At 44.4% G+C, this 18902-nt stretch carries 18 protein-coding genes; 10 read left to right on the top strand and 8 right to left on the bottom strand.

Going from position 1 to position 18902, the window contains the following annotated elements; translation table 11 throughout:
* Positions 1 to 45: 45 nt before the first annotated feature.
* The 4 genes from B4Q04_RS19445 to B4Q04_RS19430 all read left to right on the top strand — a co-directional run bounded on the left by B4Q04_RS19445 (position 46) and on the right by B4Q04_RS19430 (position 4260).
* Entirely contained in the window at positions 46 to 900 is an 855-nt protein-coding gene (locus B4Q04_RS19445; RefSeq protein WP_088697774.1) for a fumarylacetoacetate hydrolase family protein, read from the top strand.
* 7 nt (positions 901 to 907) lie between these two features.
* Entirely contained in the window at positions 908 to 1693 is a 786-nt protein-coding gene (locus B4Q04_RS19440) for an SDR family oxidoreductase (RefSeq protein ID WP_013994802.1), read from the top strand.
* A gap of 8 nt (positions 1694 to 1701) precedes the next feature.
* Entirely contained in the window at positions 1702 to 3021 is a 1320-nt protein-coding gene (gene fucP, locus B4Q04_RS19435; protein ID WP_013994803.1) for an L-fucose:H+ symporter permease, read from the top strand.
* A 69-nt stretch (positions 3022 to 3090) separates the two neighbouring features.
* Positions 3091 to 4260 carry an alpha-hydroxy acid oxidase gene (locus B4Q04_RS19430; RefSeq protein WP_013994804.1) on the top strand — a complete coding sequence of 390 codons (1170 nt, stop codon included), beginning with the start codon at positions 3091 to 3093 and terminating at the stop codon, positions 4258 to 4260.
* 17 nt (positions 4261 to 4277) lie between these two features.
* Here the strand turns inward: B4Q04_RS19430 and B4Q04_RS19425 are convergent, their stop codons facing one another.
* The 7 genes from B4Q04_RS19425 to B4Q04_RS19395 form a co-directional block, all read right to left on the bottom strand.
* Positions 4278 to 4913 (bottom strand): hypothetical protein, encoded by a 636-nt coding sequence (locus B4Q04_RS19425; protein WP_013994805.1) that lies wholly within the window; start codon positions 4911 to 4913, stop codon positions 4278 to 4280.
* Positions 4914 to 5062: 149 nt separating this feature from the next.
* Positions 5063 to 5494 carry a hypothetical protein gene (locus B4Q04_RS19420; protein ID WP_046288010.1) on the bottom strand — a complete coding sequence of 144 codons (432 nt, stop codon included), beginning with the start codon at positions 5492 to 5494 and terminating at the stop codon, positions 5063 to 5065.
* Between the two features lie 68 nt (positions 5495 to 5562).
* Positions 5563 to 6933 (bottom strand): MBL fold metallo-hydrolase RNA specificity domain-containing protein, encoded by a 1371-nt coding sequence (locus B4Q04_RS19415; protein ID WP_013994807.1) that lies wholly within the window; start codon positions 6931 to 6933, stop codon positions 5563 to 5565.
* 3 nt (positions 6934 to 6936) lie between these two features.
* The gene (locus B4Q04_RS19410) at positions 6937 to 7782 is read right to left on the bottom strand and encodes an ATP cone domain-containing protein (protein WP_088697773.1); all 846 of its coding nucleotides are present in this window, start codon (positions 7780 to 7782) and stop codon (positions 6937 to 6939) included.
* 26 nt (positions 7783 to 7808) lie between these two features.
* Positions 7809 to 8714 (bottom strand): mechanosensitive ion channel family protein, encoded by a 906-nt coding sequence (locus B4Q04_RS19405; protein WP_088697772.1) that lies wholly within the window; start codon positions 8712 to 8714, stop codon positions 7809 to 7811.
* Positions 8715 to 8825: 111 nt separating this feature from the next.
* Complete coding sequence (locus B4Q04_RS19400) at positions 8826 to 9665, bottom strand: universal stress protein (RefSeq protein ID WP_013994811.1); 840 nt, start codon at positions 9663 to 9665, stop codon at positions 8826 to 8828.
* A 64-nt stretch (positions 9666 to 9729) separates the two neighbouring features.
* Positions 9730 to 10581, bottom strand: a complete 852-nt coding sequence (locus B4Q04_RS19395; protein WP_013994812.1) for a universal stress protein — start codon at positions 10579 to 10581, stop codon at positions 9730 to 9732.
* 140 nt (positions 10582 to 10721) lie between these two features.
* On the opposite strand from B4Q04_RS19395, the gene trxA reads away from it, so the two are divergent.
* The 3 genes from trxA to upp all read left to right on the top strand — a co-directional run bounded on the left by trxA (position 10722) and on the right by upp (position 13087).
* Positions 10722 to 11021 (top strand): thioredoxin, encoded by a 300-nt coding sequence (trxA, locus tag B4Q04_RS19390; RefSeq protein ID WP_013994813.1) that lies wholly within the window; start codon positions 10722 to 10724, stop codon positions 11019 to 11021.
* A gap of 108 nt (positions 11022 to 11129) precedes the next feature.
* Positions 11130 to 12128, top strand: a complete 999-nt coding sequence (locus tag B4Q04_RS19385; protein ID WP_013994814.1) for a DUF3365 domain-containing protein — start codon at positions 11130 to 11132, stop codon at positions 12126 to 12128.
* 305 nt (positions 12129 to 12433) lie between these two features.
* Positions 12434 to 13087 carry a uracil phosphoribosyltransferase gene (gene upp, locus B4Q04_RS19380; RefSeq protein ID WP_013994815.1) on the top strand — a complete coding sequence of 218 codons (654 nt, stop codon included), beginning with the start codon at positions 12434 to 12436 and terminating at the stop codon, positions 13085 to 13087.
* 37 nt (positions 13088 to 13124) lie between these two features.
* On the opposite strand, the gene B4Q04_RS19375 is transcribed toward upp, so the two are convergent.
* Positions 13125 to 15632, bottom strand: a complete 2508-nt coding sequence (locus tag B4Q04_RS19375; RefSeq protein ID WP_088697771.1) for a cation-translocating P-type ATPase — start codon at positions 15630 to 15632, stop codon at positions 13125 to 13127.
* A 207-nt stretch (positions 15633 to 15839) separates the two neighbouring features.
* Between B4Q04_RS19375 and B4Q04_RS19370 the strand changes: the two genes are divergently transcribed.
* Genes B4Q04_RS19370 through B4Q04_RS19360 form a run of 3 tightly spaced genes read left to right on the top strand, consistent with a single transcriptional unit; the run spans position 15840 to position 18866 of the window.
* On the top strand, positions 15840 to 16922 hold the full coding sequence (locus B4Q04_RS19370; protein WP_088697770.1) for an efflux RND transporter periplasmic adaptor subunit: 1083 nt from the start codon (positions 15840 to 15842) through the stop codon (positions 16920 to 16922).
* Positions 16919 to 18181, top strand: a complete 1263-nt coding sequence (locus B4Q04_RS19365) for an ABC transporter permease (protein ID WP_088697769.1) — start codon at positions 16919 to 16921, stop codon at positions 18179 to 18181. The genes B4Q04_RS19370 and B4Q04_RS19365 overlap by 4 nt, the downstream gene beginning before the upstream one ends.
* Positions 18182 to 18191: 10 nt before the next feature.
* Positions 18192 to 18866, top strand: coding sequence for an ABC transporter ATP-binding protein (locus B4Q04_RS19360; RefSeq protein WP_013994819.1), 675 nt, complete (start codon positions 18192 to 18194; stop codon positions 18864 to 18866).
* Positions 18867 to 18902 lie beyond the last annotated feature (36 nt).

Below are 18902 nucleotides of genomic sequence, written 5' to 3'. Positions count from 1 at the left end.
GATCAAAACAATAAATATACAGACGTATTAAAATATAAATTACCTATGAAATTAATAAGATTTGGAAGTATAGGGGCTGAAAAACCCGGAGTGCAATTGGATAACGGTACACGCTTGGATGTTTCCGAATTCGTACCGGATTACAACGAAGATTTTTTTGGTGGCGATGGCATAGAAAAACTGGCCGAATGGTTGGAAAGAAACGAAAGAAACTGTCCCGTAATTTCTAATGATGTGCGTTTGGGATCGCCTTTGGTACGCCCTTCAAAAATCGTATGTGTGGGCTTAAATTATGCCAAGCACGCAGCGGAAAGTGGAATGGCCATACCCAAAGAACCTGTTCTTTTCTTCAAATCGACGTCGGCCATTGTAGGTCCGAACGATGATGTGATCATTCCTAAGAATAGTGAAAAAACCGACTGGGAAGTAGAATTGGCGGTTGTTATCGGAAAGAAGGCTTCCTATGTAGAGGAAAAAAATGCTTTAGACCATGTGGCCGGCTATGTACTGCACAACGATTACAGTGAGCGCGCTTTTCAAATAGAGAAAGAAGGACAATGGTGTAAAGGAAAGGGATGTGATACGTTTGCCCCCATAGGTCCGTTTATCGCAACAGCGGATGAGATCAAAAACCCCAATGACCTTGACTTATGGTTGAAGTTAAATGGTGAAACCCTTCAAGACAGCAACACCTCCGATTTTATTTTCAACGTACAGGAAGTGGTCAGTTATATCAGTCAGTATATGACCTTGTTGCCCGGGGATATTATTTCCACAGGAACGCCTTCGGGTGTAGGCCTAGGGTTTAACCCTCCTAAATACCTCAAGGAAGGCGATGTGGTAGAACTTGGTATCGAAGGATTGGGAAGCTCTAAACAACACGTAAAGGCATACAAATAGCGGGAAGATGGACTTGAACTTGAAGGATAAGGTCATAATTGTAACCGGTGGTTCAAAGGGAATCGGTCTCGCCGTTAGTCAGGTGCTATCAAAAGAAGGGGCCATTCCCTTTATCATTGGGAGAAACAAACCGAGTATCATTGCGGTGGCCGAAGAAATTGAAAAAAGTGGTGGACAAGTAGGGTTTGCCTTTGCCGAGTTAACAGATCCGGAACAATGTAAAGCGGCCGTAGGGCAGGTAGTTTCTACCTTCGGAAGAATCGACGGTCTTGTGAATAATGCAGGCGTAAATGACGGGGTCGGCTTGGAAAACGGCAATTACAAAGACTTTATGGCTTCTTTGCACAAGAATTTGGTGCATTATTACCTCATGGCGCAATATGCGCTTCCCGAGCTTAAAAAGAGCAAGGGGGCCATTGTGAACATAGGGTCTAAAACATCTTTTACCGGACAGGGAGGAACATCGGGTTATGCGGCTTCCAATGGAGGTCGAAATGCCCTTACCAGGGAATGGGCCATAGAACTCCTGCCCTACGAAATAAGGGTAAATGCCGTAATTGTGGCAGAGTGCTATACGCCCTTGTACGAAAAATGGATCGGTACATTTTCCGAACCCGAAAAGAAATTAAAGGACATTACGGATAAGATTCCACTGGGCAATCGTATGACGACAACGACGGAAATAGCCAATACGGCCGTTTTTCTATTGTCGGAACTATCGAGCCATACTACAGGACAGTTAATTTTTGTGGATGGGGGATATACACACTTGGATAGGGCAATAACAGCATAACAAACCACATGAAAAGCGAACAAAAAATACCGGTAGTAGCCAAGGAAATTCTTTTTCCTTTTTTATTGATTACGTCTTTATTTGCCCTTTGGGGTTTTGCGAATGATATTACCAATCCTATGGTAGCCGCGTTTAAAAGAATATTGGAACTGAACAATACACAGGCTTCCTGGGTACAGGCCGCTTTTTATGGAGGCTATTTTACCATGGCATTGCCCGCAGCGTATGTGGTGAAGAAATTCAGTTATAAAGTCGGTATTTTGGTGGGTCTTGCCCTATATGCGGTAGGGGCCCTTATGTTCTATCCTGCAGCGGCCATGGAGAACTATCTGTTCTTTCTTTTGGCGTTATATGTGCTGACCTTTGGACTTGCCTTTCTCGAAACTACGGCCAACCCTTATATCTTGGCCATGGGAGCGGAGGAAACCGCAACCTTGCGCTTGAACCTCGCACAGGCCTTTAACCCCTTGGGGGCACTTTCCGGTCTGTTCGTGGCCCAGTTTTTTATTCTGGGGGCCCTACAGTCGGACGATATGGCCGAAGATGGGTCCTATATTTATGAAACACTATCGGAATCGGCAAAGGCCGCCGTCAAGACTTCGGATCTAATGGTCATCAGAAACCCCTATGTAGGCTTGGGGCTCTTCGTGATTTTTATGTTCGTCGTCATTGCCATGGTTAAAATGCCGGAAGGCAAAAAGGAAAATCAAGTAGGCTTAAGGGAGTCTATTAAAAGGATTTTTAGAAAGGAACGCTTTGTGGGGGGAATGCTCACCCAAATGTTTTATGTCGGTGCCCAGATCATGTGTTGGACCTATATTTACCAGTATGCCGAAAACATTGGTATAAACAATAGGGATGCCGTAAACTACGCCTACGCCGCCTTGGTGATTTTTCTGATCAGTCGCTTTTTGTGTACCTATCTCTTAAAATTCATCAACTCGGGAAGATTGCTGATGATGCTCTCCCTTTTGGCGATTCTCTTCTGTGCGGGAACTATCTTTATACAGGGTGAAATCGGACTATATTCCTTGGTCATGGTGTCTTTTTGCATGTCTTTGATGTTCCCGACGATTTACGGAATTGCCTTGACAGGACTGGGGGACGATGCCAAATCGGCCTCTGCGTTTTTGGTGATGGCCATTGTAGGTGGGGCATTTATGCCCATGTTACAGGGACTAATATTGGACATTGGCGGATCGGGATATAGCGATGTACGTATACTGGGGGTTCCAGAGGTGAATTTCTCCTTTGTACTTCCTATGCTCTGCTTTTTTGTGGTAGCCTTTTATGGTCACAGGGCGTATAAAAAATACGATTTAGAATAGTATTTATTTTGAAATAAAATTTGGGCGGCACCTATTAAAGAGGTGCCGTTTCACATAGCACTTACTACAATGGGAAAAAAAATAGCAAAAGGCTTTGATGCGCGTTATCCTTCCATAAGCGACCTGCGAAATAGGGCGATGGAGAAGATGCCGAAATTCGCTTTTGAATACTTGGATGGCGGATGCAACGAAGATGTCAATCTCATTAAGAATACCGCAGAAATCCGTGAGGTGGAACTCTTGCCGTATTATCTCAGCAAGCACACCGAATCTGTCATGAAAACCGAAATTTTCGGTCATACCTACGATGCCCCTTTTGGTATAGCACCGGTCGGTCTGCAAGGATTGATGTGGCCCAATGCCCCTGAAATTTTGGCGAAAGCGGCATTTGAACACAACGTTCCCTTTGTGTTGAGTACGGTAAGTACCAGTAGTATTGAACGCATTTCGGAGATTACGGAAGGCCAAGCCTGGTTTCAGTTGTACCACCCTACGGAGAATTCCTTGCGGGACGATATTATCAGAAGGGCTGCCGTGGCGGAATGCCCGGTTCTCGTTATTCTCTGCGACGTGCCTACCTTTGGTTTTAGACCAAGGGACATTAGAAACGGATTGGCCATGCCTCCTAAAATGTCATTGAAAAATATACTTCAAATTATGGGTAAACCGGAATGGGCAATGAAAACCCTTATTCACGGTCAACCAAATTTTGAGACCTTAAAACCCTATATGCCCAAAGGTTTGGATTTAAAGCAATTGGGAAAATTTATGGATCAGACCTTTTCGGGACGATTGAACGAAGAGAAGATCAAGCCCATTCGCGATATGTGGAAAGGCAAGTTGGTCTTAAAGGGTGTAGCCAATGAAGCCGATGTGGAAAAAGCCTTACGTTTAGGTATCGATGGGGTCATTGTGTCCAATCACGGGGGAAGACAATTGGATGCCGGCGAATCTACCATAAAACCATTGTCTAGAATAGCGGAAAAATACGGCGACCAGCTAACGGTAATGATGGATAGCGGCATACGTTCCGGTCCCGATGTGGCCCGGGCATTGGCCAGTGGGGCCAAGTTTACCTTTATGGGACGCTCGTTCATGTACGGTGTTGGTGCTTTGGGCAACAATGGGGGTAACCACACCATATCGTTGCTTAAAACCGAATTACAACAGGTTATGGAGCAGATCTGTTGTGAGCGTGTAGAAGATTTTCCCAAGCATTTGATCAAAGGAAAGGCTTAGAAAAGAGCCTAAGATGGTTATTTTTCTTTTCTAAAGATCAAATCTTGTTCTTCCATGGCGAGAACAATAAGTTTTATGTAGTCATCTACGGTTTTTTCAATATTCGTAGGGTCGGTGACATCGATGCTGCCACGCCAGATCATTGATCGATCTTTGCCTTCACAAATACAGTAGAGGGTAGTTTCTGCGTGATAGACGTCAAATTTTTCGTAGTAGTCGTCATCGTAATAGATGTCTTGGTTCCTAAGGTAATCATCATTGAACCGCCCTTTATAGTTATCCAATTTTGCGAGGGTACGCAAAAAGCTTTCCCGGTTTTCAGACCCCGTAACTTTGGTAAATAGAATAGCGTCAAAATCTTTGTCCAAGAGGCTTTGTTCAACGTCATCAAGTTCTTTTTCCGTTTTTTTCGAGTCGGTAAACGATACATCAAAAACATCAAGGCTTCGCATGGCCTCCACATTCCGCTTGTCAAATTCTTTTTGAAGCTTGGTCTCGAAACGCTCCCTTGCGTTTTCATTTTGGGTCATCCCCACAATGAGCACCTTTTGGGCGTCGAACAAAACAATGTCGGGGTTTTTCCAATTTTCGACCAAGCTGGTCGAAGAACAGCTGACAAAAAGGACTAAGAGTAGTATCGATAGTTTTTTCATAAACGTATTTTTCTTCAATTGTCCAGCGTATGATAAGACTTGATGCCCCATATCCCACTAAAAGAATCGCACACAAGGTATAAGTTCTAGGAGTGGATAAAAATGACAATTATCAGTTCTTGAACTAAACTAAGATACATTAAATCGTTTTAAGGTTTGCGTTTTTTCAGTATCGTACCCGCATAGCTGAAGATATCGGTCTTTAAACCACCAAAACTTGTCGTGCAGAAATCGACCTCGAATTGCAGGCGTTCATGCCGTCTATAGAAAGCTATGTCAAAAGGTGCGGTGTTACATTCCAAGATTCCGCCCAACATGTTTTCGTGTTTGTAGATTTGGTCCTGAATTTTCTTCACGGCGCCTTCTATATTTTGTAGGCCACTTTTGTGGTTTTGTAGGCGATCGAACAAGATAGGGGTATCGGGTTCAAAAACGTATGAATCCAATAGATGTTCCATAAAGGCAATTTCATCTTCTAAAAATCTAAGACTCGATTTCCATTGCTGAATTTCCCTAAAGAGTTCCCCTTCTTTTTTCTGCTGTGTCCAGCGCGATGTAGAGGTTTCGGTTATTGTTGTCATAGTTTCCATATATAAGCGAATATAGGTGCGGTGGTACGCAGACACAATGACCTAGGTCATTTAGGGGACTATAAGATAATTTCTTTGGTCTCGTTCAATTTAGGAATGTGTACGCGCCAGTTGTGAACATCGCCGATCTTGACCCGAAAAGCATCGAGTGCCGTAGGTTCGCCATGAATGAGAAAGACCGTTTCGGGTATATTTTTGATATCTTCCATCCAATGGAGCAGTTCTTTTTGGTCGGCATGAGCCGACAGGCTTTCCAAGTGGCGTATTTTCGATTTTACGGGATAGTACTTTCCGAACAGTTTCAATTCGTAGGCCCCTTCTAAAAGCTGCCTTCCCCTAGTGCCCTCTGCCTGATATCCTACAAGCAAGACCGTTGTTGAGGAATGGCGCATGAGTTGTTTCAGATAGGTGAGTACCCGGCCCCCGGTAACCATGCCGCTACCCGCTATTACGATTTTAGGTCTAGGGTCGTCAATGGTCTTCCAGGTATCTGCATACGAACTTATAATATTGAAATGCTTGCACATGGACTGGTACTCCTTGCTTGAGAGTTTATGCCATTCGGGAAACCGTTCAAAAACCGATAATACATTATTGCCCATAGGGCTATCGATAAAAATAGGAATGTTAGGTATTCTGTTTTTCTTGAACAATTGCCACAAAACATACATCAGCGATTGCAAGCGCTCTACGGCAAAGGACGGAATGATAAGGTTGCCCCTTTGGTTGATGGTTTCGGTGACCAGGTCGACCAAAATTTCCTCAACATCTTCCTGCGGGTGCAATTTGTTGCCATAGGTGCTTTCAATAAAGAGGTAGTCGGCCCATTTCGGATGTTCGGGAGGGGCCAATAAGATATCGTGTTCGCGTCCTATATCCCCAGAGAAGACAAACAGCTTTCCAAAAATTTCCAACTCTATAAAGGTTGCCCCTATAATGTGTCCGTTATACTTGAACCTCAACCGTAGGTGTTCGGAAAGGGAAATCCATTGGTCTTTTTCCCCATAAGAAAAAAGGCCTATGGCTCGTTCCGCTTCCCGGATCGAGTAGAAGGGCTTGGCAGGATGGTGTTTGCTATAGCCTTCCTTATTGGCGCGTTCGGCTTCTTCCTCGTGAATTTTAGCACTATCCAAAAGAATGATTTCGGTTATGGCCAAGGTAGGAGGGGTCGCAATTATCTTTCCCTTAAATCCTTCCATAACCAATCTAGGAAGGTAGCCCGTATGGTCTAGGTGTCCGTGTGTCAAGAGTACCACATCTATTTTTGAGGCATCTATGGGCAAGGGCGCCCAGTTCAATTGCCGTAATTCCTTCAGGCCTTGGTACATACCACAGTCCACCATAACGTTGAGTTCAGGGGTTTCCAGGTAAAATTTCGATCCGGTTACGGTGCCCGAGGCACCCAAAAAGTGAATTTTTACTTTATTCATAGCCTAAGGGTTGCAGAGTTGTTCAATTTCGTTCAGTATTTTACTCTTTCTGGTTATCGATATCCCTAAATAGTCTAATAAGAACTTGTTTTTCCATAGTTCGCGACAGAGCACTACATCCCTGCTCAGCAAAAACTGCTTTTCGCTACTGCTCAATATCGTAGAAACGGTAATCGGGTAAAGGCCCAATCTATCGATACGGTCTTTGAGGCCATTGTTAAAGGGGTAGTCCCAGCTCAATAAATATAAATCGGCACAGGTTCCGTATTTGACGGCATCTAAGGTGAAGCGTGTGTTGGTCACTACCCAACCTGGGCCCAATGTCTTTGTCTCGTTGGTCTTGGTATTCCAATGGGCCTTGACATCATTGTAGCGCGAGTGTATATACAGCGGTATCTTTACATTGCAATTGCGGCCTTCTTCACCGTGAAACTTGCATTCAATAACGGTTACGGTATTATTTTTCTCGGCCACCACGTCAATTTCGTGGGTAACGCATAGGCCATCCATAACAATGCCTACCTTGGTCCGGTAGCCGGAATAGGTCAAAAGGGCACTTATAAGCCGTTCAAAGGGAAAACCGGTAGGGCCTAATTCGTAAATGGCCTTTTTTAGCTTGTACTTTGAGGCGAAAACCGATTTCCTTTTTTTTAGTAGGGCAAAGGCCCTATTGTATATCTCATTGGTAGATATGCCTTCATAAAGTTCGTCGCGTACTTGATCTACGATTTTCTCTACCAATTCATGATTGGCCCCCGTATGTTTGAGGGAGTTTCTGAGCTTGTCTATGGAAAACTTGGCCTTTGCGCCGGAGGACTTTATAATATCGAATTCCGTTTTGTTCTTCATTGCTTTTTAAAATGGATACGGTTGGTTTATGCTTGGGGTTTGACCTGGACGTTTATATCGGGAATCTTCAATAGTTGAAGGGTAGTGGAGGCCAGTACGACCTTGCCTTCGGTGGCGAATAACGACTGTTGTATACGTTCGAACAGCTGGTGTTTGGTGGCACGCCGAAGCTTATAGTCGGTAATGTACCTAAGGTTGACCTCTATCCAGTTGTCGGTAATCTTAAAGGCTAGGGTCGGTTCTAGCGTGGCATCTTCTATGTAGTAATGGGCTACCATTTCCTTCCATTTGGCCAAGGAGTTTTTGGTGTATTCGGAAAGCAACTCCGTGGCATCGGCCAATACAATTTTCTTGGCCAGGGCAATATCCGATTCGTGTGTAATTAGAATATTGAGTTCGTCCCAGACAAAGGGAAAGTCCATAGAGTAATTCTTTATAGGGCCTTTGAATACAAAGGCATTGCTGATTTTGACGATGCGTCCCGAGTAATTGTCACTGCTCACCCATTCGCCCAATTCCATTAGGGTGGTGTAAATACTGTCAATGTCAATGACATCGCCTTTTATGCCGTTGATCTCGATTCGATCGCCCGGTTTGTACACGCGAACGAAAAAGATGTAAAAGGAACCCGCTATGCTCAAAATAAGCTCTTGAAGGGTGAATGTGATTCCTGCCGTAAATAGACCGATAATAATGGTATAGTCTTCAATACTTTCTACGGTAAACGAGATTAAGACCAAGAAAAAAATAAAAAAATAGCCCACCAGTTCAACACCTTTCTGGGCCTTGTACCTTATCGTGGCATCACCGATGCGTTTTTTGAGGAGTTTCCTTAAAAGCCCAATGGCAATAATGATAAAGATGATCCATAACAACAGCTTGATCACCTTTGCGGCAAAAGGGTCTTTGAGAAAATCGAGAAGTGCGTCCATATAGGTTTGCTTATAAAGTTAACCATGCGTATTGTACATGTTCTTGTCCCTAAGGTGAAAAAGGGAGGATTGCCGTAATTTTCTCCAAAAAATCCTTCAAATTCTTGTTTTTTAACGCAGGGCCAAAATGGGAACGGTGGCGTCATAGCCTATTTCCTTGACCAAGGGTCTGGAAAATATACTCGCAAAGAAAAAATGCTTATGGTTGATAAAGGCGATCATATCGCTTTCCCTACTTTCTACAAAGGCTGTAATACCGTTAGCCACTTTCTTTTCCGAAAGGGTATGGAAACTGTGGTCTATTTGTTCGAATATATGGCTTAACAGGACTTTGTTTTTTTCTTGTTCGGCGGTCAAGATTTGTTTTTTGCTAACATGGAGTACACGAACGGCCGCCCCGTGCATCTTGGCGATTTCTATGAGGTAGCTTAATTCCTTCCGTTTAAAGTCTGACTTGTAGTCCGTTGAAAAAACGATTTCCTTGGGTGTTGAAAAGTGCGTGTCTTGGGGTATGGCCAATACCGGACATTCCGTTATCTTTTCCATGGTATTGACCGTGTTACTGCCAAAGATGACCCCTTTGGTTAATGAGGCCCCCTTGGTGCCCATGACCACCAAATCGATATCTTTTTCGGAAATCATCTGTTTTAGGGCTTCCGTCAAAAAATTAAAGGTAGATGTGGTATGGTAGATATGCTTTGGATTGTCATGGTGCAGCGCCAACATATCCAACAATCTCACAAAGTTTTCTTCAGATTTTGCCTTTGCAGCTTCGTATTCCGCGCTACCGGGTTCTGGCATGATAAGGCTGTCGGTAGTGTAGTTTTCGAGTTTAAAAACGTTTAAAAAGTAGAACTCGCAATTCAATTTTGCATAGAGATCAAGGGCGTACCGCACCGCATTGAGGGCATTTTTTGAAAAATCCGTGGGCACCAATATTCTTTTGTACATGCTGTTCTTTTTTCAAGGGTTAATAAATCTAATTGATTTTTAATGGTTTACCTATTTTTGGCGGTCAGTCTTTATAAGGAAGGATAAGAAAGGGAACATCGGTATACTTACTTATATCCTTTACCACAGGTTCGTGTATAAGGCGCTCAAAAAAACTGTGTTTATAATAGACCATGGCGAACATATCAATGCCTTTGGTCTTCAAGAAATCGTCAATGGCCACGGCCTTGTCGGAAAAGGCCCGTACCCAGTGGAAACTGTGGTCAATGTGTTTAAGGCATAGTTCGAGCATTTCTTTATGTGATTGTTGTTCTTTACTTAGCTCTTCTTCTTCGTTGATGTGCATGACCTTTATTTTGGCGTCGAAGAGCTCGGTAATGAACATGAGGGGGGTAATCGTTTTTTTGGTACATCCCCTTTTATAGTCCGTTACAAAGGCAAGGTCTTTAGGTTTTGAGAAATCCCTTTGTTTGGGAACGGTCAAAATAGGGCATTGGGTTATGGTGTCGGCCACTTGTATGGTGTTGCTGCCCAAGAAAATTTCTTTGGCCCCGGTATGGCCCTTGCTGCCCATGACGATGAGATCTATGTCGTATGGATTGAGCATCTGGTGTATGGTCTTTACCAAATTTCCTTTTTTCGATATGGTCTCGAACCGGTGCAAGGGGTTTTCATTGTCTAGGTTGATACGGTGTTTAAGGGCCGTAAGATTATCGTTGGATGCAACCTTTAATTGTTCCAGCAGTTTCTTTCCTACCAAGAATTCTGGCTTGCCCCCCTCTAAAGGGGTAAGTTGATCGTATACGTTGAGAAGGTAAAAGGTACATTCCTTTGACGCCAACAAGCGGGTAGCGTAGAAAAGCGCGCTGTAGGCATAGTTTGAAAAGTCGGTAGGCACCAGTATATTTTTTATCATTATCTTAAATTTAGAATTAATGGAATCTCGGTAGCTTTGATTACTGTATAAAACTAATCGAGAAGAATTTATAAAACCATGATATTGGTCAGTTTCGCAGAGATCTATTTTCAGTAATTTTAACCATCAAAATTTCAGGAATGAAAAGTAGTTTCAGTAAAATCGTAGAATCGGATACACCTGTACTGGTAGATTTTTATGCCGACTGGTGCGGGCCTTGTAAAATGTTGGCTCCTATTTTAAAACAAGTCAAAGACGAACTAGGGGATGCCATTAAGATCGTAAAGATCGATGTGGATAAAAATCAGCCCTTGGCGAATACCTATAACGTTCGTGGCGTACCCACCATGCTATTGTTCAAAAACGGAAAACAGGTCTGGCGACAGTCGGGGGTACTACAGAAAAACGATATTGTACAGATCGTGAAGTCGAACTCTTAATGTCGGCGGTGTTCTCGTTATAGGGAATGGAGAGGGTGTCCCGATGGGCTTCCCGAACCTTTGACCGATTCCGAAAAGCACGAAGCCTTTTATCTAAAAATCAACCGAATGAAAAAGTACTGTATTTATTTACTAGTTGTTCTCTTCTTTGCAAGTTGTAAGGACGGTCAAAAAACAAAAACGGAACCTGTTGATGATAATGGGCAAACCCAAACCGTTGAGGCCAAGGAACCACATCCGGGAAAACTCATTATGGAGAGGGAGTGCTATATGTGCCATGATCCCAAAGCGACCATGGCGAATCGGATTGCACCGCCTATGGAAGCGATCAAGAGACATTATATCGATTCGACCGTGAGCAAAGAGGAGTTTACGGAAGCCTTGATCAAATGGGTGAACGATCCGGAAACGGAAACCAAAATTCCCGCCGCCCATAAAAGGTTCGGCCCCATGCCCTATCTGCCCAACCGCGATGAGGCCGTGGCACAGATAGCCGATTATATCTATGATAACGAATTGGAACGGCCCGACGGCTTTGATGACTATTTCAAAATGGCACATAAAAAAGGTATGGGGATGGAAGAATGCCATTGTTTTGATTATCCCGACCCCGATAAAGTGTATGCCTCTATAGGGATGTCATATGCAAAAGAAGCCCAAATGCAGTTAGGGAAGAGCTTAACGAAGGCCATTCAGGAAAAGGGACCCGTAGGGGCCATAGGTTTCTGCAACCTAGAGGCCATAAAAATTACGGATAGTGTGTCTTTGATGAAAAATGCGGTCATTCAAAGGGTTTCCGATAGGCCCAGAAATCCCAAAAACAAGGCCAGTGCCCAAGAATTAGAATATATAGCCTCTTTCAAGGAAGCCTTGGCGTCGGGAGAGGAAGTATCCCCCGTGGTACATACTGAAAACGATGAAGTCTCCTTTTACGCACCGATAGTAACCAATGCCCTTTGTCTACAATGTCACGGCAAACCCAATGAGCAAGTACTGCCCGAGACTATGGCGGCACTGAAGAAATTGTACCCGAACGATAAGGCGGTCGGCTATGATGTTGACCAAGTACGTGGTATGTGGAGCATTGCGTTCTATGGTGATAAATAAGCTTCAAAAATGGAGGGGGAAAATAGATAAAGTAAACTACCTCGGGATAAGCCCGCGAGGCATTAAAAGAATACGCCTTGATTTCGAGGTAAGCCTCGGAGTATTTAATCTCGATTATCGAGTAAAATAGGTGGTTCCGCATCAAATATTTTAGATGGTTGGAAAAGGGGTGTTGTTATTGGCAACACCCTTTTTTTTGGTAAACTTTTTCGAATTTCCGATTTAGGTGTACCTTTTGAACAAATTCGGAAAGTCCGATACCTTTGTAATAAAAACATATTCATAACTCAAATCAAACGATAATTATGACGATTCATAACCTTGGCGAAAACAATTCGCTGATGAACAAATTCATTGCAGAAATCAGGGATGTTGATATCCAAAAGGATGCTATGCGGTTCAGGCGGAATATTGAGCGTATCGGGGAAGTGCTAGGTTATGAAATGAGCAAATCGTTTCGGTACGAAAGCAGTCAGGTACATACACCATTAGGAAGCAAGGAAATGAGCCTACCCACAGACCATGTGGTTTTGTGTTCCGTTTTACGGGCCGGACTTCCCTTGCACCAGGGGTTGTTAAATTATTTTGACGGGGCGGAAAATGCCTTTATTTCGGCATATCGTCACCATAGGGGAGACGAAGATGCCTTTGAGGTCATTGTCAACTATTTTGCGGCACCTTCCTTAGAAGGCAAGATATTGGTGCTGACAGACCCGATGTTGGCTACCGGGAAAACATTGGAGAATGTCTTGAAAGTATTAAAAAACCACGGCACGCCGGCACAGATACACATTGTTTCGGTCATAGGGGCGCAAGAGGGCGTGGCCCACGTTCAAAAGGTATTTCCTGAAAACACCCATCTATGGATTTCTGCCATTGACCCCGAGCTGAATGCCAGGGGCTATATTATTCCCGGCATAGGGGATGCAGGTGACCTGGCCTATGGCGAAAAACTTTAGGCTTGTTCCCTAGGGTATTCTTCCTTGTACCCACATACTAGTTTTCCTTAGCTCCTAGGCGTTTGCCCCATTTTACCACCTCATACCAGAGTACCGAAATACTACCGGCCAATAGGCAAACGAACAATTGGTCTACATTTAAGGTGCTGAATTCAAAGAAGGCGGTCAAGGGGGGCACGAAGAGTAGGCTAGTGGTCAAGGCGATCGTTATGCCGATAATCAGGGCAACTAGATTGTTCTTGTACCTCAAGGTCGTCCATAGCGAGTAATAGAAAGATCGGTTCACCAAGGTCAAAAAGATATTGGCCACGATCAGCACCATAAAGACCATGGTACGGGTAGTGTCTTCATCAAAGCTTTGCGCTACGGCATATTGGTATACCGATAGTGAAGCCAAGGTAATGATTAGACCTTGTACGATGCTTGTAATCAATTCGTTGAAATTGAAAAATGTGGTCGTAAACGGCCGGGGTCTCTTGTTCATGGTATTTTTTTCCATGGGCTCGTTTTCGTAAATAATGGAGCAGGTGGGTCCCATGATGAGTTCCAACAAAATAACATGCGATGGTGAAAATATAGAAGGGAAGCTCCACCGCAAGGCCAAGGGGATAAATACCGTTAATATGATGGGAATATGGATGGAGATAATATACTGGATCGCTTTTTTGAGGTTGGTATAGATCTTTCGTCCCATGGCAATGGCATCTACCATTTTAGAGAGGTCGTCGTCGACCAAAATCAATGAGGCCGCCTGCTTGGCGATTTCCGTGCCCTTTTTTCCCATGGCAATGCCGATGTGTGCCGCCTTGAGCGCCGGGCCGTCGTTGACCCCGTCACCTGTCATGGCCACGACTTCGTTGTTCACTTTTAGGGCATTGATAATTCTAAGCTTGGCTTCGGGAAACATTCGGCTGAACACTTGGGTGTCCGTTACCCTCTCCTGTAATTCCGCATCGGTCAACTGCATCAATTCGTCACCCGACATACATTTATCGTAACCAATAAAATCGATTTCCTTGGCAATGGCTACGGCCGTAGCGGCATTGTCTCCCGTTACCAGTTTTACGTTTATTCCGGCCGTATTGAAATCTTTGAGCACCTGTGGGATGTTTTCCTTAGGCGGATCGTAAAAGGCCACCAGTCCCTTAAATTCGAATTTAAAGTCCTGTTGGTATTGAGGAAAATCGTTTCCTTCGAATAGGGCCTGCCCTACGCCCAATAAACGAAAGCCTTGTTTGCCCAGTTCCTCTATGGTAGAATAGATGGATCGCTTTTCCTCGGCGCTGAGGTGCGAGCCTTGTATCAGGGCTTCCGGTGCGCCCTTGGCGGCAATGATCCGCTGGCCGGCCCGATTTTCGAACACATGCGTCATCATGGGGGGCTTTCCGCCTAGCGGATATTCGTGGATCATATGGTAATTGGGCCTTTCGTCCACATCCGTATGCTTTCCATAGGCTTGGTGCAAAGCGGTTTCCATGGGGTCAAAAGGTATGGGTTCACTGGCCCACATGGCTATGGTAATCAGCTCTTTTTCTTCGTTATTTAAGCTTTCCTCGAGAGAGACTACCCTTACTGCCTTCATGGAAAACAATCGGGCCAGGCTCATTTTGTTCTGGGTGAGGGTCCCGGTTTTATCGGTGCATATAACGGTAGCGCTACCCAAGGTCTCCACCGTTTTCATCTGTTTTACCACAACGCCCAATTTCATCAGTCGCCAGGCTCCCAAGGCCATAAAGGTGGTAAAGGCCACGGGAATCTCTTCAGGAAGAATACTCATGGCAAGTGTCAGGGCCTTGAGTAAACTATCGAGTACGTCACGCGAATTGAAGTAATTAATGCCCCATACCAAAAGAAACGTAAGGCCGCCCCAAAGAGCCATCTGCTTTACAAAATTTGCGATTTGCAGTTCTAAGGGCGTTTTTTCGTCTTCAATGGTGTTTAGGCTGTTGCCGATTTTTCCCAGTTGGGTGTGGTTGCCTATAGCGGTAACGACGGCAATGGCCAGACCACTGGCTACGGTGGTGCCGCTAAAAATAGTGTTATCGGTAGAAGAAACATCCTTAAACACCGAAAGCGATTCTCCGGTGAGTATGGATTCGTCTACGGAGAAGTCGTTGGAATGAACGATGGTGCCATCCGCAGGAACCATTGTGCCTTCCTCTACGATCAGGCTGTCGCCAACGACCAGCTCCTCACTGGGAATCTCCACGACCTTGCCGTTACGGATGACCTGGCAGTTGGGTTCGGTCAGGTTCTTTAGTTTTTCCAAGGCCTTCCGGCTTCTCGAATCTTGATAAAGCGAAATGGAGCCCACCAATACAATGGCGGCGACCATAAAGATACCGTCGCCAAAATTACCGCTGATAAAATAAATGGAGGAGGCCACCAAGAGCAAAAGAATCATAGGTTCTTTTAAGATACCTTTTAGGGCATCTAAAAAACCGTTTGTTTCCTTAAAAGCAAATGAATTGGCCCCGTCGGTTTTTCTTGATCGTTCTACCTGCGCGTCGGTCAGTCCATCAATACCCAAGTTTTCAACGGCCATATACGTTCTTTTTCCAAAAATAGGGGAAATAAAATATAGCGCGATTGATCTATGTCATTTTATTGGAGTAAGTTAAGGAGCAAAGGGCAGGTCACCTTCCGATGGCGATAGTAGTGCTTTTTTTAACGAAATTGTCAATAGTATGACTTATCTCATGTTCTTGGAACGGAATTTCGTTTTACTTTGGATATCTGCAATTTATAAACTATGCGTTATATATTTATATGGGTCTTGGTATTGGTACTGCAATCATGCGGTGATGATGAGGAAAAAATCCTTCCCCAAAAAGCGGAACTCACCGAATCGGTCTATGCCTCGGCTACGGTGCAGCCCGATAGTCTGTATAAGGTGTATTCGGCCGTTGGCGGAATTTTAGACCGCAATTTGGTAGAGGAGGGCGATCGTGTCAAAAAGGGAAGCCCTTTGCTGCAGATTATCAATAACACCCCCAAACTGAATACGGAAAATGCCAAGCTTACGTTACGTTTGGCCCAAGAAAACTATAACGGAAGCGCGGCCGTGCTCAAGGGCTTGGAAGACGAAATAAAAGCGGCCACCCTATCGTTTCATAACGATTCCATCAATTTCTATAGACAGAAACGCCTGTGGTCGCAAAACATAGGGTCTAAGGTTGAATTTGATAACCGTAAATTGGCCTATGAGCTTTCCCGAAACAATCTTAACCTCCTGAAAAGTAAGTACGAGCGTACCAAGAACGAACTGTTGACCCAAGTACGCCAAGCACGGAACAACTATGAGTCGGCACAGATCAATACAAAGGACTTTACGGTAACGAGCAAGATCAATGGCAAGGTCTATGAACTGATGAAAGAACCCGGTGAAATCGTAAGCACGATGGAGCCCATAGCCGCAGTAGGGAGCGATTCGGATTTTATCATCAAAATGCTGGTAGATGAAGTGGATATCGTAAAACTCAGTTTGGGCCAAAAGACCTTGGTTACCTTAGATGCATACCCTTCGGAGGTCTTCGTTGCCACGGTAGACAAAATCTATCCGCGTAAGGATGAGCGCTCACAGACCTTTACGGTAGAGGCCAGTTTTGACGACCCGCCAAAAATCCTGTATCCGGGATTGGCAGGTGAGGGCAATATTATCATCGCCCAAAAGAAAGAGGCATTGACCATTCCCAAGACCTATCTTATAAATGGCAATAGCGTACGTACCGCTAAGGGTATGGTAGAGGTGGTTACGGGATTGCAAAATTTAGATCGGGTAGAGATTGTTGAGGGAATCGGCGAAAATACCGAGCTGTTAAAACCGGAACAATGACCAATTGGAGCGTTATATTGAACATTGCCAAAACACATTTGGTAACCAAGGTAAAGTCTACGGCTACCGCAGCCCTGGGGGTTACGTTCGGTATTGGCGCCTATATTACCCTGGTCAGCTTTATGACCGGTCTGAATGTTATGTTAGATGGACTCATCTTGAACCAAACGCCGCATATTCATTTGTACAACGAGATCGAACCGAGCGAAACCCAGCCCATATCGCTTTATGACGAATTTCAAAATTCGGTAAACATTGTGCATTCGATTAAACCTAGACAAAGTCAGAAGAAGATTCATAACGCCCTGCCCATTTTAAGCTATCTCAAAAAGGATAAGGAGGTAAAAGGGGCCACGCCCCAGCTCAGGGCCCAGATTTTTTATTTGTCGGGTTCCATAGAATTGAGCGGTAACCTAGTGGGTATCGATATTATGGAGGAGACACGACTCTCCAATATGGGCGATTACATCGTTCAAGGAAGCCCTCAAGCCCTTAAGAATACCGAAAATGGCATATTGCTAGGTTCGGGCCTTGCCGAAAAAATGTCCTTGTCGGTGGGGGATAGGGTACAGGTAAGTACCGTATCGGGCGATATTTTTCCCTTGAAAATAGTAGGTTTCTACCAAAGCGGGGTGGCCGATGTAGACAACATTCAGAGTTTTGCCAACCTTAAGACCGTACAGCGGATTCTAGGCGAGGCACAGAACTATATTACCGATATCAATATTAGGCTTTTTAATATTGAAGGGGCACCGGCCATGGCAAAACGGCTGCAAAAACAGTTTGACATAAAGGCTATGGATATCAATGAGGCCAATGCCCAGTTCGAGACCGGATCCAACATTAGAAACCTGATTACCTATGCCGTATCCATTACTTTGTTGATCGTAGCGGGCTTCGGAATTTACAACATCTTGAACATGCTCATCTACGAAAAAATGAAGGATATCGCCATTCTGAAAGCCACGGGTTTTTCGGGGCGCGATGTACAGCTTATTTTTATGAGCCAGGCCATGATCATCGGGGTGGTAGGAGGTGTTCTCGGACTCCTCCTTGGCTTCGGCCTATCGCATATCATAGACAATGTAGCTTTTGAGACGGCCGCCCTGCCCACCATAAAGACCTATCCTATAAGTTTTGATATCAGCTACTATGTAGTGGGACTCACTTTTGCACTGCTTTCTACTTTTATTGCGGGTTGGCTGCCTTCCGTAAAGGCCAAACACATAGATCCGGTGCGCATTATTCGTGGAACTTAAAAGCGGAAAAATGGAATATGTTCTAGAAACGAAAAACATCAATAAGCATTTTTATAAGCCAAAGGACTTTCATGTACTTAAGGATATCTCTTTTGGGGTGAAAGTGGGCGAGTTTGCTTCCATTATGGGAAAATCCGGCTCGGGAAAATCTACCTTACTCTATATTTTATCGACCATGGATACCGACTATACAGGTGAACTCTACCTCAATCATGAACTGGTCACGGGAAGGTCGCATCAAGAACTGTCGCGTATTAGAAACAAGCATATAGGCTTTGTCTTTCAGTTCCATTACTTATTGTCGGAATTCAGTGTTTTGGAAAATGTCATGCTTCCGGCAAAGAAACTGAACGAGAAATCACATGCCGATATAAAACGCGATGCTATGCAAAAGCTAGAAATGCTTCATATCGATTATCTGGCCCAACAACGCGCTTCGCGAATATCGGGGGGTGAAAAGCAACGGGTAGCCATAGCCAGGGCCTTGATCAATAATCCCATCATTCTTATGGGGGATGAACCTACCGGAAATCTCGACAGTCAGAACTCGGATAACGTCTTTAATATATTTAAAAGGCTGAAAGAGGAAGAGGGACTTTCCCTTTTGGTGGTGACCCATGACGAGGATTTTGCCCAACGAACGGACCGTATTATCCAGATGGAAGACGGACGTATTATATCTTGAACCGCTCACTGACCCAAGTCATGATGGAGATCGACC

The organism is Zobellia sp. OII3, assembly GCF_002211465.1.
GTDB lineage: Bacteria > Bacteroidota > Bacteroidia > Flavobacteriales > Flavobacteriaceae > Zobellia > Zobellia galactanivorans.
The sequence above is the reverse complement of the archived record's forward strand: the minus strand, read 5'-3'. Positions and strand labels throughout refer to the sequence as shown.